At 61.8% G+C, this 22,977-nt stretch carries 16 protein-coding genes; 2 read left to right on the forward strand and 14 right to left on the reverse strand.

Translation table 11 applies throughout. The features are described from left to right. The first annotated feature begins 312 nt into the window (after positions 1–312). Positions 313–558 carry a YMGG-like glycine zipper-containing protein gene (locus tag NKJ01_RS09245; protein ID WP_352604741.1) on the forward strand — a complete coding sequence of 82 codons (246 nt, stop codon included), beginning with the start codon at positions 313–315 and terminating at the stop codon, positions 556–558. A 94-nt stretch (positions 559–652) separates the two neighbouring features. Here the strand turns inward: NKJ01_RS09245 and NKJ01_RS09250 are convergent, their stop codons facing one another. The 4 genes from NKJ01_RS09250 to xylF form a co-directional block, all read right to left on the reverse strand. Further along, complete coding sequence (locus NKJ01_RS09250; RefSeq protein ID WP_352727544.1) at positions 653–2,299, reverse strand: CHASE domain-containing protein; 1,647 nt, start codon at positions 2,297–2,299, stop codon at positions 653–655. 152 nt (positions 2,300–2,451) lie between these two features. After that, positions 2,452–3,252, reverse strand: a complete 801-nt coding sequence (locus tag NKJ01_RS09255) for an ATP-binding cassette domain-containing protein (RefSeq protein WP_352727545.1) — start codon at positions 3,250–3,252, stop codon at positions 2,452–2,454. A gap of 96 nt (positions 3,253–3,348) precedes the next feature. Further along, complete coding sequence (locus NKJ01_RS09260) at positions 3,349–4,680, reverse strand: sugar ABC transporter permease (RefSeq protein ID WP_023757390.1); 1,332 nt, start codon at positions 4,678–4,680, stop codon at positions 3,349–3,351. A gap of 144 nt (positions 4,681–4,824) precedes the next feature. Next, positions 4,825–5,865: a D-xylose ABC transporter substrate-binding protein gene (xylF, locus tag NKJ01_RS09265; protein WP_352486460.1), complete on the reverse strand. Its 1,041-nt coding sequence runs from the start codon at positions 5,863–5,865 to the stop codon at positions 4,825–4,827. A gap of 269 nt (positions 5,866–6,134) precedes the next feature. Between xylF and NKJ01_RS09270 the strand changes: the two genes are divergently transcribed. Beyond that, a complete protein-coding gene (locus NKJ01_RS09270; RefSeq protein ID WP_352727546.1) occupies positions 6,135–7,379 on the forward strand; it encodes an ROK family protein in 1,245 nt (414 codons plus the stop codon). Between the two features lie 134 nt (positions 7,380–7,513). Here the strand turns inward: NKJ01_RS09270 and NKJ01_RS09275 are convergent, their stop codons facing one another. The 10 genes from NKJ01_RS09275 to NKJ01_RS09320 form a co-directional block, all read right to left on the reverse strand. Further along, a complete protein-coding gene (locus NKJ01_RS09275; RefSeq protein ID WP_352727547.1) occupies positions 7,514–8,833 on the reverse strand; it encodes an HlyD family type I secretion periplasmic adaptor subunit in 1,320 nt (439 codons plus the stop codon). Between the two features lie 3 nt (positions 8,834–8,836). Then, positions 8,837–10,576: a type I secretion system permease/ATPase gene (locus tag NKJ01_RS09280; protein WP_352727548.1), complete on the reverse strand. Its 1,740-nt coding sequence runs from the start codon at positions 10,574–10,576 to the stop codon at positions 8,837–8,839. A gap of 64 nt (positions 10,577–10,640) precedes the next feature. Beyond that, on the reverse strand, positions 10,641–12,053 hold the full coding sequence (gene eglC / locus NKJ01_RS09285) for an endo-1,3-1,4-beta-glycanase EglC (protein WP_023757394.1): 1,413 nt from the start codon (positions 12,051–12,053) through the stop codon (positions 10,641–10,643). A gap of 534 nt (positions 12,054–12,587) precedes the next feature. Further along, positions 12,588–13,277 (reverse strand): phosphate regulon transcriptional regulator PhoB, encoded by a 690-nt coding sequence (phoB, locus tag NKJ01_RS09290; protein WP_032906962.1) that lies wholly within the window; start codon positions 13,275–13,277, stop codon positions 12,588–12,590. Positions 13,278–13,296: 19 nt separating this feature from the next. Continuing rightward, entirely contained in the window at positions 13,297–14,004 is a 708-nt protein-coding gene (gene phoU / locus NKJ01_RS09295) for a phosphate signaling complex protein PhoU (protein ID WP_023757396.1), read from the reverse strand. Positions 14,005–14,029: 25 nt separating this feature from the next. Next, positions 14,030–14,833, reverse strand: a complete 804-nt coding sequence (pstB, locus tag NKJ01_RS09300; protein WP_352727549.1) for a phosphate ABC transporter ATP-binding protein PstB — start codon at positions 14,831–14,833, stop codon at positions 14,030–14,032. Continuing rightward, the gene (pstA, locus tag NKJ01_RS09305; protein ID WP_352604759.1) at positions 14,830–15,681 is read right to left on the reverse strand and encodes a phosphate ABC transporter permease PstA; all 852 of its coding nucleotides are present in this window, start codon (positions 15,679–15,681) and stop codon (positions 14,830–14,832) included. Before pstA ends, pstB begins: the two co-directional genes overlap by 4 nt. Positions 15,682–15,684: 3 nt before the next feature. Next, on the reverse strand, positions 15,685–16,668 hold the full coding sequence (gene pstC / locus NKJ01_RS09310) for a phosphate ABC transporter permease subunit PstC (protein ID WP_023757399.1): 984 nt from the start codon (positions 16,666–16,668) through the stop codon (positions 15,685–15,687). Positions 16,669–16,732: 64 nt separating this feature from the next. Further along, on the reverse strand, positions 16,733–17,788 hold the full coding sequence (gene pstS, locus NKJ01_RS09315; RefSeq protein ID WP_352604761.1) for a phosphate ABC transporter substrate-binding protein PstS: 1,056 nt from the start codon (positions 17,786–17,788) through the stop codon (positions 16,733–16,735). A gap of 509 nt (positions 17,789–18,297) precedes the next feature. After that, positions 18,298–22,863, reverse strand: coding sequence for a PAS domain-containing protein (locus NKJ01_RS09320; protein ID WP_352727550.1), 4,566 nt, complete (start codon positions 22,861–22,863; stop codon positions 18,298–18,300). Between the last annotated feature and the right edge of the window lie 114 nt (positions 22,864–22,977).

The following is a 22,977-nucleotide window of genomic DNA, read 5'->3' on the forward strand; positions in this document are numbered from 1 at the left end:
GAGTGAGGGCCGTTACTGTGGCAAGAGTGATTCGGGACCGATGAGTCGATGGTCAGGAGCAGGCTCGGAATATCGGGCCTTTCGGTCGATCCGGCTCCGGAAGACGATTATGACCAGATCATCTGGAATGTGCGTTTCGACGGCACTGTCGATGCTTCCTTGGCTATTCCAGCGTCGCGATAGCGTCGAACATGGTACGCCCAGAAAAAGACTCTCTTCACCAACAATAGATTGCAGCAGCAAAGGCCGCCGTTTCATGCTAAATGGTAGCTGGAGCTTGCTAAAGTGGGACACAAAGTGAGGAGTGACTCTATGCGGAAGATGATTATTGCCATGGTTGCGGTGGTGGCGGTCAGTGGCTGCACCTCGACCGAACAGGACGTGGTTGGCGGCGGCTTGATTGGCGCCGGTGTCGGCGGCTTGGTCGGCGGCAGCAAGGGCGCACTGATCGGCGCGGCCGTGGGTGCCGGTTCCGGCCTGCTGGTGCGCAACCTGCGCAATGGCTATTGCCAGTATCGCGATCATCGCGGCCGGATCTACACGGCTCGCTGCAACTAGTTCGGCGGTAATCGAAACGTTGATCCGGAGACCGGTCCGCCGGCCTCCGGATTTTCGTTGTTTGGATGGTTGATTCTGCGCCTGACGATCGCGCTCAGTTCGCCAAGGGGATTCTGATTTCCACGTTCAGCCCATTGGCCTGGTAATCGCGATGGATCGTGCCGCGCAATTCGCGCGTGACGTTAAGGTCTATCAGCTTGGTGCCGAATCCGGTCTTGGCAGGCGCTTCGAGTTTCTTCTGACCGGTTTCGCGCCAGTTGAGAGCCAGCGTCCTGTCACGCCCGCGCCCTTCGAGCGACCAGTCCACTTTCAGCGCCCAGTCCCCCTTGAGCGAATTGGCCGAATTGCCGGCTTCGCCGTATTTCAGCGCATTCGTCGCCAGTTCGTGAAAGATCAAGCCGAGCGCTTGCGTCGTGTTTTCGTCGAGCAGCACCTGCGGCCCTGACAACAGCCCTTCGGGCAGCTCCTTGCCGAACACCTGGCCAAGCTCGATGCGCAAGAGATCGGCAAGATCGGCCTTTTGCCAGCGCGAGCGCGTCAGCATGTCCTGGGACGCCGCCATCGCCTGGAGCCGGGCCGAGAAGGATGAGGAAAACTCATTGACGTCTGTGGCCCGCGAAGCCGTCTGGCGCGCGATCGCCAGCACCCTGGTGATCGAATTCTTGATGCGATGCTTCATCTCCTGCAGCATCAGGTCTTTTTCGAGCAGGCTCTTTTCCGTCGTCTCGTGCAAGCGCGCCGCCGCCTCATAGGCGCGCTCCTGGAAACGCGCGACCAGCGCGATGGCGCCCGCCAACAACAGGCCGAACAGCCCCAGCATCACCGGAATGGCGCGCGACGACGGCTGCGAGAAGGCGCTCGTCGGCCGGAACAAAACAGTCCATGGCCGCCCGGCCACAACGATCTTGCGGGTGACCAGCAGCCTGTCGCCGAATGTCGAAGCCGGTGGCGTTTCCGACCGGAACAGCAGATTGTCGCCGTTCACCGCGCCGTCGCCGTCGTAGATCTCCGTGTTGACCGGCAGCAGCGGCGATCGACTGAGCGCGGTCTGGAACAGATCGCTGGTTCGAAAAGCCGCATAAAGAAAACCCGCCGTGGAGGATCTGGGCGCATCGATGGCATCGGGTGCCGTTTCGACATTGAGTCGCACGAAGACGAGGAAGCCGGTGAACGTCTGCGCGGCACCCGTCTCCTGGCCCAGTTGCACCAGCCCGCTGGCGTGCTGCTGGTCATCCAACATCGCCTTTTCGATTGCCGCGCGCCGCACCGGTTCACTGAACATGTCGTACCCGATGCTGGCCTGGTTGGACGGATCCAGCGGTTCGAACAGCACGACGGGGGTGCGCCAGGGCTGCGTGGTATCAGGATAGATTGGATGGTTGACGCCATGGTCGTACTGCATATGGCGTTCGACCGCCGTCTCGTCTCCAGCCTTTGCCAGCCTGAGATAGCCGATGCCGCGCAAGCCGGCAAAATTTCTGTCGACATCGAGCGCTTTGAAGAACGCGTTGAACTCGGCGCCGGAAATATTGCCGTTGCGGGCATCGAACAGGGCCTGTGTCGAGCGTAGCAGCGACAAATGCAGATCGATGCGGCTCTCGATCCGGTTGAGCGCGTCGTCGGCCGTCGCTTCGAACTTGATGCGGGCGGCCTCTTGCGTCGCGAAATAGGCGAACCCCGCCATCGTCATGCTGATCAGCGCGACGGCGATGAACGCGACGGTTGGAAAAAGCTTCTTCAACGGATGATGCGGTCCATGAGCATGTCGAGCCTTTTATGGGGAAGTCGCCGTGCCAATACAATGGCAAGGCCAAGCCATCCTGACGGCTGGCACATCGGATGGTCCGGACCCGGCACATTCCTCCGGTCAGGCGGCATCGCTACCCGCAAGCCTCAAGCGGCGATCTTCAGCGCGCCCGGTCCGGGAATGGCACCGGGCGGGCATTTGCCCAAAATGATCATGCCGAGCACCTCATCCTGGGTCACGTCCGTAGTGCGGGCGGTGCCGACGACCTGGCCGTTCTTCATGACGCAGACCCGATCGGCAAGGTCGAACACATCGTGGATGTCGTGGCTGATCAGGAAGATGCCGATGCCGTCGGACTTGAGTTGCTTGACCAGTTCGCCGACCTGCGCCGTTTCCTGCGGGCCAAGCGCCGCCGTCGGCTCGTCCATGATAAGAATGCGCGCGTTGAACAGGATCGCGCGCGCGATCGCCACCGATTGCCGCTGGCCGCCCGACAGCTTGATCACTGGCTCCTTGAAGCGCTGGAAGCGCGGATTGAGCCGGCCCATCACCTTGCGCGCCTCGGCCTCCATGGCAACGTCGTCGAGCGTACCCCAGGCGGTCATCAGCTCCCGTCCGAGGAACAGATTGGCTGCGGCGTCGACATTGTCGGCCAACGCCAGTGTCTGATAGATCGTCTCTATGCCGTATTTCTTGGCGTCGCGCGGATTGGAGATAGCTGCCTCCTCGCCGTTGACGAAGATCTGGCCCGCATCGCGTTTGTAAGCGCCGGACAGGATCTTGATCAATGTCGACTTGCCGGCGCCGTTGTGGCCGAGCAGCGCCACGACCTCGCCGGGGAAAAGATCAATCGAGGCGTCGTCGACGGCGCGGATGCCGCCGAACGCGATTGAGATGTTGCGCATGTCGATCAGCGCGGTGCCCGCGGGGTCGATTTTGTCAGCCATGATCGTTTCTCCCCGACAGTTCCTGCTTGAGCATGATCTCTGGACAAACGATTTCCGTCTGTCCGAGAAAACCGTTGTCACTTTTCGGGATCATGCTCAGACCCGCTTGCGATAGACGGTATCGAGCCAGACGGCGATGACCAGCACGGCGCCAACGACGATGCTCTGCAGCGGCGAGTCGATGCCAAGCAGCACCATGCCGGACTGCAGCGACTGCATGAGCAGCGCCCCGAGCATGGCGCCGAGCACCGTTCCGGAGCCACCCGCAAGCGAAGTGCCGCCGATGACGGCGGCGGCGATCACCAGCAATTCGTCCAACGTGCCCAGCGCATTGGTCGCCGCGTTTAGGCGGGCCGACGAGATCGCCGCGCTGATCGCGGCCAGCACGCCCATGATCATGAACACTTTCATGGTCACCCAGCGCGTGTTGATGCCGGCGAGATTGGCGGCCTCCGGATTGCCGCCGATGGCAAAGACGTAGCGACCGAAACGGGTGCGCCTGGTAATGAAGGTCATGACAATGCCGACCGCGACCGCCATCAGCACCGGTATGGCCACGCCGTGGGCGATGAACAGCCCACCTTCGGGAATGGTGATGCCGTTCTGCTGCGCATACTGGCGCACGATGCCGATTGGCCACGGATAGGAATTAGCGATCCAGACGGCCCCAAGGATGGCCGCACAGGTGACCACGCCGAGGAAGATCTCCGCCCAGACGGGCCGCAGTGGAAAGTTGAACCGTTTGCGCTGCGAGCGGCCGTTGAGCAGCGCGAAAGCGACAGCCACGCAAGCGACGACGCCGATGATCCAGCTGGCGGTAGCGCCGACCGAGCCCCGCGGCCCGCCGCCCATCAGCTGGAACGTGGCGTCAAGCGGCGCGACCGTGCGCCCGTTGGTGATCAGCCATGCCATGCCGCGCCAAACCAAAAGACCGCCCAGCGTCACGATAAAGGCAGGAACCTCAAGATAGGCGATGATGAAGCCCTGGAAGGCGCCGATCGCAAGGCCGAGCACCACACCGGCGGCCAGGGCGATGATCCAGAGCCAGGGATTTCCAAGTTGGAAGCCGATGACACGAATGAGGAATTCGGCTTGCGCCACGCCCATGATCATACCGATCACGCCTTCGACGGAACCAACCGAAAGGTCGATGTTGCGCATGACGATGACCAGCACCATGCCGGTTGCCATGATCGCGACCGAGGAGGTCTGCACCGACAGGTTCCAGAGATTGCGCGGCGTCAGGAAAAGTCCGCCCGACAAGATGTGAATGCCAACCCAGATGACCAGCAACGCACCAACCATGCCAAGCATGCGCGTATCGAGTTCGGTTGCCTTGAGGAAGCGTCCGACAGTGCTCAGTTCGGACGCACGCGCCTGGTCTGCGGGGGTATTTGCAGCAGGTAGGTTGGACGTCGTGTCGGTCATGATTTCCTCCCAACCGGCGGGCCGTCTGACGCGAATACCGGAACCAGCCTAGAAGCTATCCGCGTGATGCGGAAACACAAATCTTTTTGAGAAAACGCCGCGGCTTTTGGGCCGCGGCGTTGAGAATGCAGAGAGAGCCCAGCTTTAGTTGCAGGCTGCGACGGTGCCGGCGGCGACGCCCGCGCAGACCTCGTCCTTCTTGATCCAGCCGGCGTCGATGACGACGTTGAGATTGTCCTTGGTGATGGCAACCGGGGTCAGGAACAGCGACTTGACAGTATTGCCGCCCGGCGTCGTGAAGTCCTTGGCGCCGGCAATGTCGCCCGTCTTCTTGCCATCGGCAAGTTGCGAGGCGATCTCGGCGGCATTCTTGCCGAGTTCGCGCGCATCCTTCCACACCGACACGGTCTGCGTGCCGAGGGCGATGCGGTTCAGCGCGGCGTGGTCGCCGTCCTGACCCGAGACCGGCACGGTGCCGGCCAACCCTTGAGCCGTCAGCGCCGCCACGACGCCGCCGGCGGTGCCGTCATTGGCCGCGACCACGGCATCGACCTTGTTGTCGTTGGCGGTCAGGAACTGTTCCATGTTCTTCTGGGCATTGGCTGGCAGCCAGCCGTCCGTATAGGCCTCGCCGACATTCTTGATCTTGCCGCTGTCGATGGCTTCCTTGAGCACTTCCATCGAGCCCGCGAACAGGAAGTCGGCATTCGGATCGGCACCCGAGCCCTTGATGAAGACATAGTTGCCTTCCGGCTTGACCTTGAACACTTCGCGGGCCTGCATGCGGCCGACTTCCTTGTTGTCGAAGGTCAGATAGAAGACGTCCTTGTTCTCGATCAGCCGGTCATAGCCGACGACCGGAATGCCTTCGTCCAGCGCCTTCTGTACCGCCGGGCCGATAGCCGAGGCATCCTGCGCCAGGATGATCAGCGAATTGGCGCCCTGCGAGATCAGGCTCTCGACATCGGTAAGCTGCTTGCCGGGATTGGACTGCGCGTCGGCGGAGATGTACTTGTCGCCGGCTGCCTCGATCGCCGTCTTCATGGCGGCCTCGTCGGTCTTCCAGCGCTCTTCCTGGAAGTTGGACCACGAAACGCCGATGACCTTGTCCTTCGCCTGCGCGACTGACGCGAGCGTCAGCGACATGGCGACACCCGCCAGGATGGCGGCTGTGAATCTTTTCATATTATCCTCCCTGCGCCGCGTATGGCGCGACCAAACTGACCCTAAGGCCGGCACAAAGGCTCTATTTTTTCGAGCCTCGAAAAAATACTGATCCAACACCCGAACGCTGTCAACATCGATTCTGAGGGATTTTGATGTGTCTGCGAATTTTTTTCGAGCTCCGGAATAAATAAATGACAGGCCGGGCGGCTTCTGCCAGTATTTGACAGCGTTGCCGACAGCGTTCGAGGGGACGGAGAACCGCGGCGACCGGGAGGACTTGAACAGACATGTCGGTCGGAATCCGCCACGACGATTTGCGCCGGCGCAACCGGGCGATGGTGATCGCCGCTGTCCGCCGCGCCAGACAGCCTTCACGCACCGAGATCGCCGCAACCACGGGCCTCAGCCACTCGACCATATCGGCGATCTCCTCCGACCTGATCGGTGAAGGCATCCTGACAGAAAGCAAGCCAAGCGAGGCCGGCTCGCTCAAACGTGGCCGGCCCCAGGTCGGGCTCAGCCTCAACCCGGAAGCGGCAGCGGTGATGACCGTGGTGCTGTCGCTGAATTTTCTCTCCGTCGCCGTCATCGACTATGCGGGCCAGGTGATATCAGAGGAACAGCGCCGGCTGGACACGTTGACCATAGCGCGCGACGCGCTGATCGGCGAATGCACGGCAATCGTGCGGCGTCGTTTCGAAGATCCCGATCTTGACGTTCACAGGATCGCCCGCATCGCGCTGGCGATCCAGGGCATCACCGACACCCGTGCTCGCGCCATGCTGTGGTCGCCAATCACGCCGCACACCGATATCGCCTTCGCCGACATCCTCGAAGACGAGTTCGGCATCCCCGCCACCATGGAGAACGACTGCAACATGATGGCGATCGCGCTGCGCTGGCGCGATCCCGATCGCTACCGCAACGATTTCATCGCCATCCTTTTGTCGCACGGCATCGGCATGGGCCTGGTGCTGAAAGGCGAATTGTTCACCGGCACCCACTCGTCGGGCGGCGAGTTCGGTCATATGATCCATCGGCCGAACGGCGCGCTCTGCCGCTGCGGACGGCGCGGCTGCGTCGAGGCCTATGCCGGCAACTACGCCATCTGGCGCAATGCAAGGCAACTGGGTGAGGACGCGGAACCCGTCGCCGATGTCAGCGACGCCGACATGCGCGCGCTGGCGGCTGTTGCCCGCGAAAGTGACGGGCCCGAACGGGAGGCCTATCGCAGGGCCGGCGAAGCCCTCGGCTACGGTCTCGGCAGCCTTTTCGCGCTGATCGATCCGGCGCCCGTCGCCATGGTCGGCGTCAGCGCCGCCGCCTTCGACCTGATCGAGCCGGCATTGCGCAAGGCCATCGCCCAGACCGCCGGCGGCCAGCATTCCGAATGGATTTCCTTCGAGGCAGAGCCGAACGAATTGCCGCTGATCCGCGAAGGCTGCGCCATGCGGGCGCTGACCTTCGTCGATCAGGAGATTTTTGCGCCAGGTGTGCTGGCGAGAGGGAGCGCCGGAAAGAGTGTCGCGTGAGACCAGGGTCAAAGCCGGTCATTGTGAACGACCGAGTTCGACCCTGGGCGGAGTTTAGCACGTCCTCGGTTGAACTCTCACAGCCAAGTCCCTTGCAGTCATTGCTGCGCCGATCGATTGCGCGGTCCGCACATCTACCGCTCCGTGAAAGCGCGAGCGAAGGAATCGCGCATCGGCCGTGCGAGATACTCGAAAAAGCTCCGGTCGCCAGTACTTATGAACGCTTCTACCGGCATTCCAGGATAGAGCTGCTCCGCTTTCACGCCGGGCGGCAAGGCGGAGGCAATTTTCAGCTTCGCGCGGAAATACGCTTCATGCGTAACCTGGTCGATGAGCCGGTCTGCGGAAACCTGTGTCACGATGGCTGAAATCTCAGGCGTGAGCCGCATGTTCAACGCTGATAGTCGCAGTCTTGCCGGCTGGCCGACACGAACCTGGTCGATGTCTTTCGGCGGCAGCCGTGCATCGACGACCAGACCCGATGTCGTAGGCAGAATCTCCATGATCTTCTCGCCGGGGGCAATCACGCTGCCCTTGGAATTATAGGTGGACGACACCACGATGCCCGCTGCCGGCGCCTTGATCGTCGTCCGCCGCAGCACTGCCTCGGACGCCCGCATCTGTTCGTCGATGTCGGCCAGCGAAGACCGTACCTCGTCGAGCTTCGTCAGGGCTTCCTCCACGCGTTGGGTGGTCAGGCGCTCGATTTGCTCCTGGGCTTCGACGATCTGGGTGTTGGCCGCTGCAAGATTTGCCTCCAGCGCCCCTGCCTGCCCGACGAGATCGGCTTCGCTGCGCAAAAGCTGCGAATATTCCGTGCGATTGGTGAGGCCTTTGTCCAGCAGATTGGTCTTGATGCCGAGCTCTTTCTTCACGACTTCGGCCTGTTGCTGGACGGCCAGTTTCTGGGCTTGCAAACCGACGACAGACTGGCGATGCATGGCAACCCGCTGCGCGAGGATCGATTGTTCCGATCGAAACCGGGCGAGCCTGGCATTGAATTCCTTCTGCTGTTCTCGAACCAGAATCTCGAAATCGTGCTGGAATGGTGCTGGCGCGGCCTCCGTGATTGGCGCAAGCTGGTCCAGTCCGTCGCGTTCCGCCTCCAGCCGCGAGGCGCTCGCCTTCAACGCGATCGACTGTCTCGTCAGCCGGTTGAGCTCGGCTTGCGCGGCCGTTCTATCCAGCAGGATCAGATCCTGGGCCTGCTGCACGCGATCACCCTCATGGGCGAGCAATTCTTGAATGATACCGCCCTCAGGATGCTGAATGAGGATGTTTCCGCCTGTCGCCGAGATTGTGCCTTGCGTGATGACCGCGCCGGACAACGGTGCACTGACCGCCCAATAGCCAAAACAACCTATCAATATCGCTGTTGCCGCATATCCGGCGAAAGCCACCCGCCGGATGTCGGTGCGCGCTTTGCCTTCCCAGACGAGACTCTGTGCTGCCATCTTCTAGGATCCAAAGCGGACGTTATGAGGGGTGGTGCGGATCGTCGTCGCAAAGGACCCCGTCACCGCCATGCTGCGCTTCGGGGGAAGGCCGATGCCGGCGATCGGCTGCCGCAACACGTCGCCGCTTGGACCGAAGGCTTCGATCACTCCACTGCGCAGAAGCATCACGCGATCGCAGGCTGCGGCGACCGAAGGGCGGTGCGTTATCACGATCGTCGTAACGCCCGCTCCTTTCGCCGCGGCAAGCACGTCTTCGAGCGCGGCTTCGCCGCTGCCGTCGAGATGTGTGCTGGGCTCATCCAGCACAAGAATACGCGGATTGCCGTAAAAGGCACGCGCCAGCCCGATCCTTTGGCGTTCGCCGCCCGACAGTGTTCTGTCCGACGGACCTATTCCGGTCTGGTAGCCATCGCGCAGCGCCAGTATCAGTTCATGCGCCTGGGCACGTTTTGCCGCTTCGACGATAGAGGCGTCACTTGCATCAGGTTCAAAGCGGGCGACATTTTCCGCGATTGATCCGGGAAAGAGCTCCACCTCCTGAGCGAGATATCCGATATGACGGCCAAGCTGCTTCTCGTCCCAGTTTCTGAGGTCGGCGCCGTTTATCCTGACGCAGCCGCTGGTCGCTTGGATCGCACCGACAAGCAATCTTGCCAGGGTGGACTTGCCGGCCCCGCTTGGACCTATTATCGCAACCGCTTCGCCGGCGCCGATCTGGAAGTTCAGTCGCTTGATGATGGGTTCGGTGCCGGGCGTGGCGTTCGGAGCGACAAGGATCAGCCCCTGCACGACAATTTCGCCCGACGGATCCGGCAAGGTCAGTTTTCGCGCGTGTGCCGGATGGGCGGAAAGCGCCTTGTCCAACCGCTTCCACGATCGTCTGGCGTCGACGATCTGCCGCCATGAACCGATCAGTTGATCGAGCGGCTGCAGCGCGCGGGACGACACCAGGGAAGACGCGAAGATCATCCCTGCCGTCATCTTCCCTTGCAGCACGAGCCATGCTCCAACGCCCAGTATCGCCAGCTGAAGGATCATGCGTACGGCTCGCGATGTTCCGCTGAAGATCGCGTTGGCCGTGGACGAACGGTCATGAAGAACTAGCGCCTCCGCCACGTGCCTGCCCCAGACGCGCGCGGCGTTTTGGACCATACCCATGGCGAGCAGCGTCTCCGCGTTGCGGGCAAAGGCCTGCTCCGACAGGCTGGCGACAGCCGAACGTTCCGCGGACAAAGCGTCGTTCCTGCCGACGGCGAGCTGATTTGCCAGGACCAGCGTAAGCAACAGCGCAACCCCTGCCAGCGTAAGCCAAAACAGAAAGGGATGGATGAGGTACAGCAGGGTGAGGAAGAAGGGAGCAAACGGCAGGTCGAACAAGACCGCCACGCTGCGTGACCTGATGAAGGCGCATATCGAGGCAAGGTCGCGCAGTGGAGACATGGCTGCGCCGCCGGCGTACTTGGCTTCAAGCGAGACGGCGAATGTCCTCGCACCCAGTCTGTCGTCGACAGTGGCTGCAACGCGCTGCGTGTAGATGGAGCGGACCGCATCGAGGAGACCGAGAAAGGCTAGCGCGAGAACCGCGATAGCCGACAGGTAGAACAGCGTCTCGACGCGGTAGGAAGGCAGGACGCGGTCATAGACCTGCAAGAGATAAAGGGGGATCACCAACAGCAGGATGTTGATGAGGAACGAGAAAGCACCGACATCGGCGATGGCGCGCCTGAAAACTGCCCGCAAACTGGACTCTCCAATCATCCCCGCGCTCCCTGACGGCTAATGGCCTCAAACATGAAGCCGCCGCTTAGACCGAGTGGTCGCTTGCCATGTCCAAGGGTTGGTCCAGCGTATAGGCGTGGATATAGTCGATTTTCATCTCCGCTGGAGTAGCCAGATGGTCAGGAGGCTGGCCGGCAATGCCGCCCACCGCGAGATTGGCCAGTATGTACATGGGGTCGTGCATGTCGGACGGCGTCGCCGCTTGGGCGACCTTCACACCGTCATAGGTCCAGACAAGCTCATCCTTTGTCCAGAGCAGGCCATAGGTGTGGAAACCGTCAGTGTCCGCAACGTTCACGGTGGACGAAACCTTCGTGTGCTCTCCCGTCTCATTGGTGTGCGCTGTCATGAAAAGCGTGTTCGGATCCTGACCGCGCGTTTCGACGACGTCCAGCTCCGGCGGCCACGATCCGTCTTCCGGAAGCAGCCAGAAGGCCGGCCAGGCTCCGGCCGTTTCGGGCAGGTCCGCCCGCATTTCGAAATAGCCGTAGGTTTGCGCGAAGGTGTCGTGGGTCGTCAGTATCCCCGATGTGTATTCGTAGTTGTTGATCAGAGGCTTGATGTCCTCCGGCGCCTGCGCGGCGGTGATGGTGAGGACGCCGTTTTCAACGCTGAACGGGTGGACGGAACTCGTCGGCCCGTAATTGGCGTCGATATACCATTGCAACTCGCCATTGCTGCTCAATGTGCTGCCGTTCGGCGCGCCCCACGAGAAATTGGAATTCCACGTGCCGTCCTGCCCGTCCCGAAGGCTCAGCGTGTTGAATTCGTCGGAGAAGGACAGCGTCATTCCGGACTTGTCTATCGGCAGTTCGAACTGGGTGGGCTGCAACTTGTCGATGGTCGTATTCTTGAACACCAGGATCTCGTCAGATCCGAGGTTCAGCATCACGTTCGATTCCACCTGAACCATCTGCGAACGGACGGCGTCGAACGAAGTGAAGTCATAGCCGTTAAGGCGCACCACATCGGTCGCACCGAAATCGAAGATAAGATCGCTCCCATTTCCTTTGGAGATGGCGAAAGTGTCGGCGCCGTCACCGCCGATCAGGACATCATTTCCCTTGCCGCCATCCAGCGTCTGATGACCCGACCCGCCCTTGATGATGTTGTCCAACGCATTTCCGAACGCATATCGATTGGCGCCGGTAACGACCAGGTTCTCGAAATTGTCGGGGAGCTTGTAGCTCATCCAGGTGTCGATCGTATCGATCCCGGCCCCGGGATCTTCGACCGCCTTATTGTTGGTGGAATAGAGGTGATAGTAGTCATCGCCGGCGCCACCGTACATCGTGACATAGACGCCGGTGTCTCCCCAGAAGGAGTCGTTGCCTGAAGTGCCATGCAGTTCGGCCCCGGCTCCGGTTGCCGAGAACCAATGACTGGACGCGCCGGTGTAGGGAAGAGGAATACCTTTGGCGTTTAAGACCGTGCTCATCAGAAATCCTTCCTCTTAGTGTCCGACCTGGTCAAATCATTCGGCGCAGCGTCCGGCGACCGCTTTCAAAGCAACGTTGCAACGAACGAGATCGTTCCCGCGGAATCATCATCAGATCCAAGATCGTATTGACTATTCGGAGCACATACAATCAATAAAGAAGAGGGAAACTCGCTCTTAGTCGGATGCAATTTTTAATAAAATTGCGAATTTATGCGAAACCACATCCTCTAGCGGGCACATAGCCATATTAGTTCAAATTGTTTCTTGAGGCGCGCGACTTTGATCGGAGGTCTGCGGGCAAGATAGCAATGTGACCAACTAAAGTGTCACGGGCCGTGCTTCCTGCGGCCAGCCTGGCAGAAAAGCGAATTGGGAGATCGGAAGGCAATCGCCAGCCAGTCAAGGTACGCGCGAGCCCGCGACCGCGAAGGGCAGTTTAGACTTCGATGCCGCCTGCTTGAATGTCTGCCATCGCGTGGCCATTGGCGACGACCTGCTGATTGAATTTGAACCTTGGTTCCGATCTATCGGCTAGTCTTCCCTGATCGCGTAGCCTGCGCCCCGAATGGTGCGGATGACGTCGGGCATGCGGCCGTTGTTGACGGCTTTGCGCAGCCGCCCGACATGCACGTCTACCGTGCGTTCGTCGATGTAGATCGTTTCGCCCCAGACGTTGTCGAGCAGCTGGCTGCGCGAGAACACGCGGCCGGGATGGCGCATCATGAATTCGAGCAGGCGGAATTCGGTCGGCCCGAGCCGGATCTCGCTCTTCTTGCGATAGACCCGGTGCGATTCTCGATCGAGCACGATGTCGCCGACCTTCAGCACGCTGGACAGCAGTTCCGGCTTGGCACGGCGCAGCAGCGCCTTGACCCTGGCCATGAACTCCGGTGTCGAAAACGGCTTTACCAGATAATCGTCGGCGCCGGTCGAGAGGCCCCGCACGCGATCGCTCTCCTCGCCGCGCGCGGTCAGCATGATGATCGGCAGCCGCTCGGTCTCGGGACGCATTCGCAGGCGCCGGCAGAGTTCGATGCCGGAGACCGCCGGTACCATCCAGTCGAGCACCAGAAGGTCAGGCACGTTCTCCTGCAGCCGGATCTCGGCCTCGTCGCCGCGCGTCACGACCTCGACCTGATAGCCCTCGGACTCCAGATTGTAACGGAGCAGCACGCCTAGCGGCTCCTCGTCCTCCACCACCATGATGCGTGGCGCGATCATCGGCTGGTTACCCCTGTCGTCATGCCGCGGGCGCGGACATTGTCGTCTCGTCCTGTTTCGGACGATTGGCCGGCAGCTGCGTGCCGGTCAAAACATAATAGGCATTTTCCGCGATGTTGGTGACATGGTCGCCGATGCGCTCGAGGTTCTTGGCGCAGAACAAAAGATGCGTGCACGCGGTGATGTTGCGCGGGTCTTCCATCATATAGGTGAGAAGCTCGCGGAACACGGAGGTGTATTTGACGTCGATGCGTTCGTCGTCGGCACGCAGTTTCGCCAGCGCGGCGGCGTCACGCGCCGCATATTCCTCGATGACGCCCTGCACCTGGATCAGCACCAGTTGTGCCATTCCATCGATCGAGTGCGAAAGGTCGCGCGGCGTGACGCTGAGGCCGACAGTGCCGACACGCTTGGCGATGTTCTTGGCAAGGTCGCCGATGCGTTCGAGATCGCCGGCCATGCGGATAGAACCGACGACATGGCGCAGATCATCGGCCATCGGCTGCCGCTTGGCGATCAGCGTGATTGCGCGGTCGTCGAGCTCGCGCTGGCGCGCGTCCATGATCGCATCATCGGAGACGACGCGCTGTGCCAAGGCGTTGTCGGAATTCAAGAGCGCCTTGGTCGCACCGCCGACCATCGAGCTGGCGAGATCGCCCATGTCGCTGATGAGCTTGCTGATCTGACCGAGATCCTCGTCGAAAGAAGCGACTGTGTGTTCGCTCATGATCCTGTTCCTCGTATGCCTGAGCTCAGCCGAAGCGGCCGGTGATGTAGTCCTGCGTGCGCTTCTCGCGGGGCGACGTGAAGATCTTCTCGGTGCGGTCGAACTCGACCAGCTCGCCCAGATACATGAAGGCCGTCTGCTTCGATACGCGCGCCGCCTGCTGCATGTTGTGGGTGACGATGACGATCGTGTAGTCGGCTTGCAACTCGTCGATCAGTTCCTCGATCTTGGCGGTCGACAGCGGGTCGAGCGCCGAGGCGGGCTCGTCGAGCAGGATGACTTCCGGCTTCACCGCCACGGTGCGGGCGATGCAGAGCCGCTGCTGCTGGCCGCCGGAGAGGCTGAGGCCGCTGGCGTCGAGCTTGTCCTTGACCTCGGTCCAGAGTGCCGCGCGCTTCAGCGCCTGCTCGACGCGGCCGTCCATCTCCGACTTGCTCAGCTTCTCGTAGAGCCTGATGCCGAACGCGATGTTTTCATAGATCGACATCGGAAATGGCGTCGGCTTCTGGAACACCATGCCGATCTTGGTGCGCAGCAGGTTGAGGTCCTGCGAGCGGTCGAGAACGTTCTGGCCGTCGAGCAGCACCTGACCTTCGGCCGTCTGCTTGGGATAGAGCTCGTAGATGCGGTTGAAGACGCGCAGCAGCGTCGACTTCCCGCAGCCCGAAGGCCCGATGAAGGCGGTGACGCTGCGCTCCGGCAAGGACAGCGTAATGTCCTTCAGCGCCTTCGACTGGCCGTAGTAGAAGTTGAGGTTCTTGACCTCGATCTTGGCCTTGGCGGTGGCCTCGGCGGCGATCGTCATGTCTGGAGACAACATCTGGCTCATTTGTCCTCTCTGCGTCCGGTCAGGCTGCGCGCAACGATGCTGAGCGCAAGAACCGTCAATGTGATGATGAGTGCGCCGGTCCAGGCCAGTTGCTGCCATTCCTCGTAGGGGCTGAGAGCGAACTGGAAGATGGTGACAGGCAGGCTGGCCATCGGCGCGTTGAGATTGCTCGACCAGAACTGGTTGTTGAGCGCCGTGAAGAGCAGTGGTGCCGTCTCGCCGGAGATACGGGCGATCGACAGCAATATGCCGGTGACAATGCCCGATAGCGCGGCGCGGTAGGCGACCGACTTGATGACCACCCAGCGCGGTGCGCCGATCGCGGTGCCGGCTTCGCGCAAGGCGTTCGGCACCAAATTGAGCATGTCTTCGGTGGTGCGTACCACCACCGGAATGACGAGGATGGCGAGCGCGACAGCACCGGCGATTGCCGAGAAATGCCCCATCGGCCGCACCATAAGTTCGTAGACGAACAGGCCGATGATGATCGACGGCGCCGACAGCAGGATGTCGTTGATGAAGCGCACCACGGTGGTCAGCCTGGAAAAGCGACCGTATTCGGCCATGTAAGTGCCGGCCAGCACTCCGATCGGCGTACCGACGATGACGGCGATGATCGTCATGACCACGCTGCCATAGATGGCGTTGAGCAGGCCGCCGGCGTCGCCGGGAGGCGGCGTCATCTGCGTGAAGACGTCAAGGGACAGGCCGGCCGCGCCCTTGTAGACCAGCGCGCCGAGGATGAGCGCCAGCCAGGCAAGTCCGATGCCCGCCGCGGTGACACACAGCGTCATCATCACGGCATTCTTCCTCTTGCGGCTCTGGTGAAGCGATGTGGCTGTCGACATCGGTCAGGCTCCGGTGCGGGCGTCGATGCGCATCAGCATGTAGCGGGCGATGGCAAGGATCAGGAAGGTGATGACGAACAGGATCAGGCCGAGCGCCACCAGCGAAGAGGTGTAGAGGTCGCCGACGGCTTCGGTGAACTCATTGGCGATGGTCGCGGAGATCGTCGTTGCCGGCGCGAACAGCGAGGTTGAGATGCGGTGCGCGTTTCCGATGACGAAGGTGACCGCCATGGTTTCGCCCAGCGCGCGGCCAAGGCCGAGCATGACGCCGCCCATGATGCCGATCCTCGTGTAGGGAATGACGACGCGGCGGGTCACTTCCCAGGTCGTGCAGCCGATGCCGTAGGCCGATTCCTTTAGCACCGGCGGTACCGTGTCGAAGACGTCCTTGGTGATCGAGGTGATGAAGGGCAGCACCATGATGGCGAGGATCAGCGACGAGGTCAGCAGGCCGATGCCATAGGGCGGACCGGCAAACAGGCTGCCGAGGCCGGGAATGCCGTGGAACACGCCGATGATGAAGGGCTGCACGGTCGTCTGCAGGAACGGCGCCAGCACGAACAGGCCCCAGATGCCGTAAATGATCGAGGGGATGCCGGCCAGCAGTTCCACCGCCATGCCGATCGGCCGCCGCAGCGGGCGCGGGCAAAGCTCGGTGAGAAAGATGGCGATGCCGATGCCGAGCGGCACGGCGATCAGGATGGCGATGGCCGACGTGATGATGGTGCCGTAGATCGGTGCCAGCGCGCCGAATTTCTCCGTCACCGGATTCCAGCTTTCGCTGGTCAGGAAAGAGAAGCCGAAGGTCGACAGGGCTTGCCAGGATCCGGCAAACAGCGAGATCGCGACGCCGCCAAGCAGGACCAGCACCAATATGGCGGCGGCCCGGGTCATCCCGTGGAAGATTGCGTCGGTCAGCGCGAATCGTCTGACGATCGCGTCGCGCGAACCTCGAATGGCTGGCAAGGCTTCCTGGACAGCGCTCATGTGAAGCTCGGCTCTTTGAGTTGAGGGAAAGGAGCGCCGCGCCGCGGCGCTCCTTCGAAGGATGTTACTCGCCTGCGAAGACCGGCTTCCCGTCGGCCTGGATGTCGGCCTTCCAGGAGGTCTTGATCAAGTCGACGACGCTGTCGGGGATCGAGACATAGTCGAGCGCCTTGGCGGTATCCTTGCCGTCCTTGTAGGCCCAGGCGAAGAACTTCAGCGCTTCGCCGGTGGCGGCGGCATCGTTGGGAACCTTGTGGATCAGCACCCAGGTCGAAGCAGCGATCGGCCAGCTGGTGTCGCCGGGTTCGTTGGTGATGATGACGTTGAAGTTCTTCGCGCCTTTGAAATCGGCATTCGAAGCAGCCGCGCCGAAGGATTCGAGCGACGGCTCGACGACCTTGCCGGCGGCATTCACCAGCTTGGAGTAGGAAAGGCTATTCTGCTTGGCATAGGCATACTCGACGTAGCCGATGCCGCCGTCGGTCTGCTTGACGGTATTGGCAACGCCTTCGCTGCCCTTGGCGCCGACGCCAGTTGGCCATTCGACGGCTGTGTCCGAACCGACCTTGTCCTTCCAGTCAGGCGACAGCTTGACCAGATAGTTAGTGAAGTTGAAGGTCGTGCCCGAGCCGTCCGAGCGATGCACGACGGCAATCGCGGTGGACGGCAGGGTCAGGTTCGGGTTCAGCGCCTTGATCGCCGCATCATCCCAGGTGGTGATGGCGCCGAGGTAGATCTGGGCCAGGGTCGCGCCGTCAAGAACAAGTTCGCCCGGCTTGATGCCGGTCAGGTTGACGATCGGCACGATGCCGCCCATCACCATCGGGAACTGCACGAGGCCGTTCTTTTCCAGGTCGGCGTCGGACATTGGCTTGTCGGTGGCGCCGAAGGTCACGGTCTTGGCGATGACCTGCTTGATGCCGCCGCCCGAACCGATCGACTGGTAATTGAGGCCGACGCCGGTGTCTTTCTTGTAGGTGTCGGCCCATTTGGCGAACACCGGATAGATGAAGGTCGAGCCGGCGCCGGAAAGATCAGCTGCCATTGCCGCGGAAAGGGTGAAAGTGGACGCCGTAGCCATTGCGATCGCAACGGCCGCCGAGCGGATGAAATGTCTCATGTGGCCTGCTCCTGTTCGGAAGATGGTCTCTCGGCGCCATTCCTCTCGGCGCCCGCTGAGGCCAATAGCCTTCGATTATTACAGTCGCATGACAGTTTGATGTCACCCCGGTAACGCATGATCGGGATGAACAAATTGTGGCCTGACCAGCACTCCTGATGGAGCCCGGCTTTGTCCTCGAAATCAGGGACTTGCTGCGTTTGGCCCGAGGCTGGCCGGCGTTTTGGGATTAGCCGGCCTTATAAAAAAGCCGGACGGGAGCGCGTTGCTCGCGGCCACGATGTCGTGGCCGGGCCATCGCCGAAAAACAGGGTCCGTTGGGGTAGGTTGACGCTGTTCCATGCTGGCGGTCGCTGCTCCCGCCCGTAACTGGGAAGAGCGGAATTCGAATATGGCCATTGTCTTGATCAGGCACAGTTTTGATATGGTGCGATCGCGCCATAGTGCTGCGCGTGGGACGCGTCGCGAATCTTTGCCTGGTTCTCGCGAACCGGCACGGCGAGAACCCCTTACCCGGCGTTACGCTGAACTTGGCGGCTGGCGCCGATCCAGCGCTCGACCTTCTCGAGCAGGGCCCTGGGGCTGATCGGCTTGGACAGGTAGTCGTCCATGCCTGCCTCCAGGCAGCGTTCGCGATCGCCTTTCAGCGCATGCGCGGTGACGCCGACGATCGGCACATGAGTGCCGGTTTCTTCCTCCAGCCGGCGAATGGCGGCGGTCGCCTCCAACCCGTTCATCTCCGGCATCGAGACATCCATCAGGATCATGCACGGATTGAGCCGGCCGAAGGCGTCGAGCGCCTTGCGGCCATTGCCGACGATCTCGAAACCGAAACCGGTCTCGCCGAGAATCTGGGTGAACACCATCTGGTTCACCTCATTGTCTTCTGCCACCAGGATATCCAGCCTGTCGTCTCGACCCGTCGCGAGCAGCCGAGGGCGTAGCGAGGGAGGCTGCAGCAGCGCCCGCTGTTCTGCCGGCGCGGACGGCTGTGGTGGCACCATATCGCCCGAAGGGACGGTGCCTGCGAGCGGCAGGGCGTCGCTGCCGGTCGTGTTGTGGCGATGCCGCTGGATGGTTGCGACCAGCGTTTCCAGCAGCACCGATGAGCGCGCCGGCTTGATCAGTTGGGCATCGATGCCGAGATCGCGATAGCCGGTGTTGGCGAGCGACTGGTCGACCGAGGTCAGCATGATGATCGGCGTGCCGGCAAGGCCGGCGGTGTTGCGCACGATCCGCGCCATTTCGGCGCCGCTCATCTCAGGCATCTGGTAGTCGAGCACGACGCAATCGACCGGCACGCCATAGGCAGCGGCGGCGATCAGCACCTTGAGGCCCTCGGCGCCGCTCTCGGCCGCGCAGGAATCGAACGTCCACGATGTCATTTGTTCGGTCAGGATGGCTCTGTTGACCGCGTTGTCGTCGACGATCAGTACGCGCGCGCCGGTCACGTCGATCGGCATGATGCGTTGCCCGTTCTGCTGTCCGGCACTCGGCAGCGTGACCGTGAACCAGAAGGTCGAGCCCTTGCCTTCGGCGCTCTCGACACCGATGTCGCCGCCCATCAGCTCGACGAGCCGCGAAGTGATGGCAAGGCCGAGGCCGGTTCCCTCGTGCCGCCTCGTCGACGAGGTGTCGACCTGGCTGAATTTCTCGAACACCAGTTTCAGTTTTTCCTCGGGGATGCCGATGCCCGTATCGGTGACCGAGATGGTGAGCTTCGTTCCGGTTGCAACCCTCTCGCCTGTGACGTCGACCAGCACATGACCTTCGTCGGTGAATTTCACTGCATTGCCGAGCAAATTGGTGACAATCTGCCTGATGCGGCCGACATCGCCGACAAACAGGCTCTCGAGGCGAGGCTCGACGCGCACGATGAGCTCGAGATCCTTCTCCTTGGCGCGTGTCGACACCAGTGTCGCCACATCCTCGATCGCCTCGGCAAGATTGAAGGGCGCCGGATCGAGCACCAACTGACCGGCGTCGATCTTGGAGAAGTCCAGGATGTCGTTGATGATGGTGAGCAGCGCGTTGCCCGATTTCACGATGATGTCGGTAAACGTCTTCTGCTTCGGGTCGAGATCCGATTTGGCCAAGAGTTCGGCCATGCCGAGCACGCCATTCATCGGCGTACGGATCTCGTGGCTCATATTGGCGAGAAATTCCGACTTGGCGCGGTCGGCGAGAACGGCGCGCTGCCGCGCTTCGCGCAGTTCGACCTCGCGCGTCTTCAACTCGGTGATATCGGTGGTCGAGCCGATCAGGTAGAGCGAGCCATCGGACGCGATCATCGCCCCCTTGCGCGCGAACTGATGCCGGACGCTGCCGTCGGCCAGCGTCACCGTCTCCTCGGCCTCCTGGGTCTCACCGGTGCGCAGCACCGCAAGGTCGCTATCGACGAACGCTTCGCCGTCCGACCCGAATATCTCGATATCGGTCTTGCCGATCGCCTCGTCCTTGCCGAAGCCGGTGAGATCGCTCCAACCCTTGTTGACGTAGAACTGCCTGAGATCGGAGCGCTTGGCGTAGATCGATACCGGCACGTTGTCGATCAGGCTGCGGAACACCTCGTTCTCGCGCATGCTCTCTTCCAGCGCGCGCTCGCGCGCCTTGACGTCGGTGATGTCGGTGCTGGAACCGACCAGATGCACCGATCCGTCCAGCGCCACCAGCCGGCTCTTGCGCGTCATCAATTGTCGAACCGTGCCGTCGCGATGGGTGACGGGTTCCTCGACCTCCTTGACGGTGCCTGTCACGGCGACTTGCGTGTCGTCATCGCTGTAGCCATCGGCGTCCTGCACTCCGAACAGCTGGCGGTCGGTGCGGCCAATGACATCCTCCTTGGCAAAACCGGTGATCGCGCACCAGGCCTTGTTGACGAACTCGATGCTCAGGTCCTGCGCCTTGATGAAGGCGGCGACCGGGAGCTCGTCCAGCACATGCCGGAACAGATCGATCTGGCGCATCGAATCGCGCAACGCCGCCTCGCGGCTCTTGATCTCGGAGATGTCGACGCGAACACCGATGAATGTGCCATCGACGGTCCGCATGTCATAGACCTGATACCAGCGGCCATCGGGGTTGTGGCGCTCGAACGAGGAATTGGGCAAGCGGTAGCGGGCGAGGATCGCATCCAGCCAGCGATCGGGATCGTCGTCGTAGAGCTTGTCGACTTGCGGATCGCCGCTGCTGCGGAAATAGCCGTTGGCATGGCCGAGGACGAGCGCCTCGCGCAATGTGCAGCCGGGCTGCCATGCCGGCCTCAAGGCCGGAAGCGTATCGTGAATCTTGCGGTTGGCGAACACGAACCTGTCGTCACGATCATAGATGATGACGGCCGCCGGCAAGGATTCCAGCACGCTGGCGAGATGCTTGCGCGCATCCTCGGCTTCGGTCTCGCGGCGCTTCATGTCGGAAATGTCGAACAGGAAACCGGCAACGTAATTGCGGCCGCTGGCCATGCCGACGCGGCTTTTCCTGACGATGCGCGAACGGCTGGCGCCATCGGCCTCGAAATTTTCTTCCACTTCGTACGGGCGTCCGCTGGCAAGCACGTCCCGTTCGCTCTGCTCGAAAAGCGCCACAGCATTCGCCGGCAGGAAATCGCCGCCGGGCCTGCCGAGCATGGCTTGCGGCGTCTGGCCAAACAAAGCGGCGAACGCCTCGTTGACGAAAACGAAGCGCAGATGGTCGTCCTTGACGAAGATCGGATCCTTGACGGCATTGATCACTGCTTCGGCCAGTCGCGCTTTCTCCAGAGCGTCGGCAACCTCGGCCTCGCGATTCTTCATGTCGGTGACGTCGACATAGGAGATCAGCCGCTTGCCGCCGGCCAGCGGCGCCATCGATGATATCAGCGTGCGGCCGTCATTGCGCGGGAACTGCCGCGATCCGGCGGTGCCCGCCCTGATTTCCGCCTCGCGCTCGGCGATATGCCGCTGCCATGCCGCGTCTTCGGAACCAAACGGGTCAATGTCACGGCTGGCATCCATCAGGTCGCGGAAGCTGCAGCCGATCTCGGCACGCCGCGCGTCGATCTGCCAGAAATCGTAGAAGGCACGGTTGATGACTTCGGCGCGCATATCGGTATCGAGGACGAGGATGCCGATCGGCATCTGATCGACCATGGTGCGGAGATTGGCGAAGGTCTCGGCGACCTTGGCGTTGGCGCTCTCGATCTCGGCATCGCGGTGGTTGATTTCGGTGACCTCATAGTAGGTCAACAGGCGCTTGCCCCCGGACAGCGCTGTCACCGAGAACATCATCGTCCTGCCGTCGGCATGGGAAAACTCGCGAGGCGCTACGGAACCGGCGTGAATCTCCTCGATGCGGGTGGCGAGGTAGCGCCGCCATTGCGGTTCGTCGATGTCGCCGTAGATGCCGTTGCGGCGGTTGAGTTCCATCAACAGGCTGAACGGAGCGCCAACGGTCAAGGCACCGTCGGGAATCCCGGAAAGGTCGCGATAGGCCTTGTTGACGATCAACGTGTCGAGCCTGGCGTCGAGAAGCACGACGCCCACGTGCATGGCGTCCATCGTCCGCTCGAGATCGACCAGATGCTGCTCGAGTTCGCCGCTCGCCGATGGTCCCTGCCACGGGGTTTGGAAGGCACCGGCCAGTGCCGTGACATTGCGGCCGATGCCGCGATAACCGATGAATTTACCCTCGCCGTCGAACCTTGGAAAGCCTGATGTCAAAACCCAGCGGCAGTCGGCGCTGCCACCTTTCAGTTCATAGACGAAGTCGCGAAACGGCCGGTGCGCCTGCAGATCCTCCAGATGGGCGGCGCCGCTGCGGTCGCCGTTCAGAACCTGGTTGAGGAAGTCGAAGCGAAAGCGGCCAAGCACGTTTGCCGGATCGAGGCCGGTGGCTGCCTGGTAGTTTTGCGAGAGCCAGGAGAAGCGCAGTTCGGCATCGATCTCCCAGACCCAGTCCGAACCGGCTTCGACCAGTTGGCGAAGCACGTCGACCGAATCCATACCAGTGGCGGGCGATGATGCATCGTCGCCACGCGCTGTGGGTTTGCGAGGTCCACGCATGCCGCGCGCGCCGGTTGTTTCGTCCGCTTCCGCCATGCAATCCCACCCCGACAACCCAAGGCCGAACCCTCCTCCGCGGTTCGTCGGCGGAATGTGCCCGATAAGCATTAACGATCCGCTAACCATAACGGATTCGTCGGACAAATTGGT

Source organism: Mesorhizobium sp. M0276 (assembly GCF_040321755.1).
GTDB lineage: Bacteria > Pseudomonadota > Alphaproteobacteria > Rhizobiales > Rhizobiaceae > Mesorhizobium.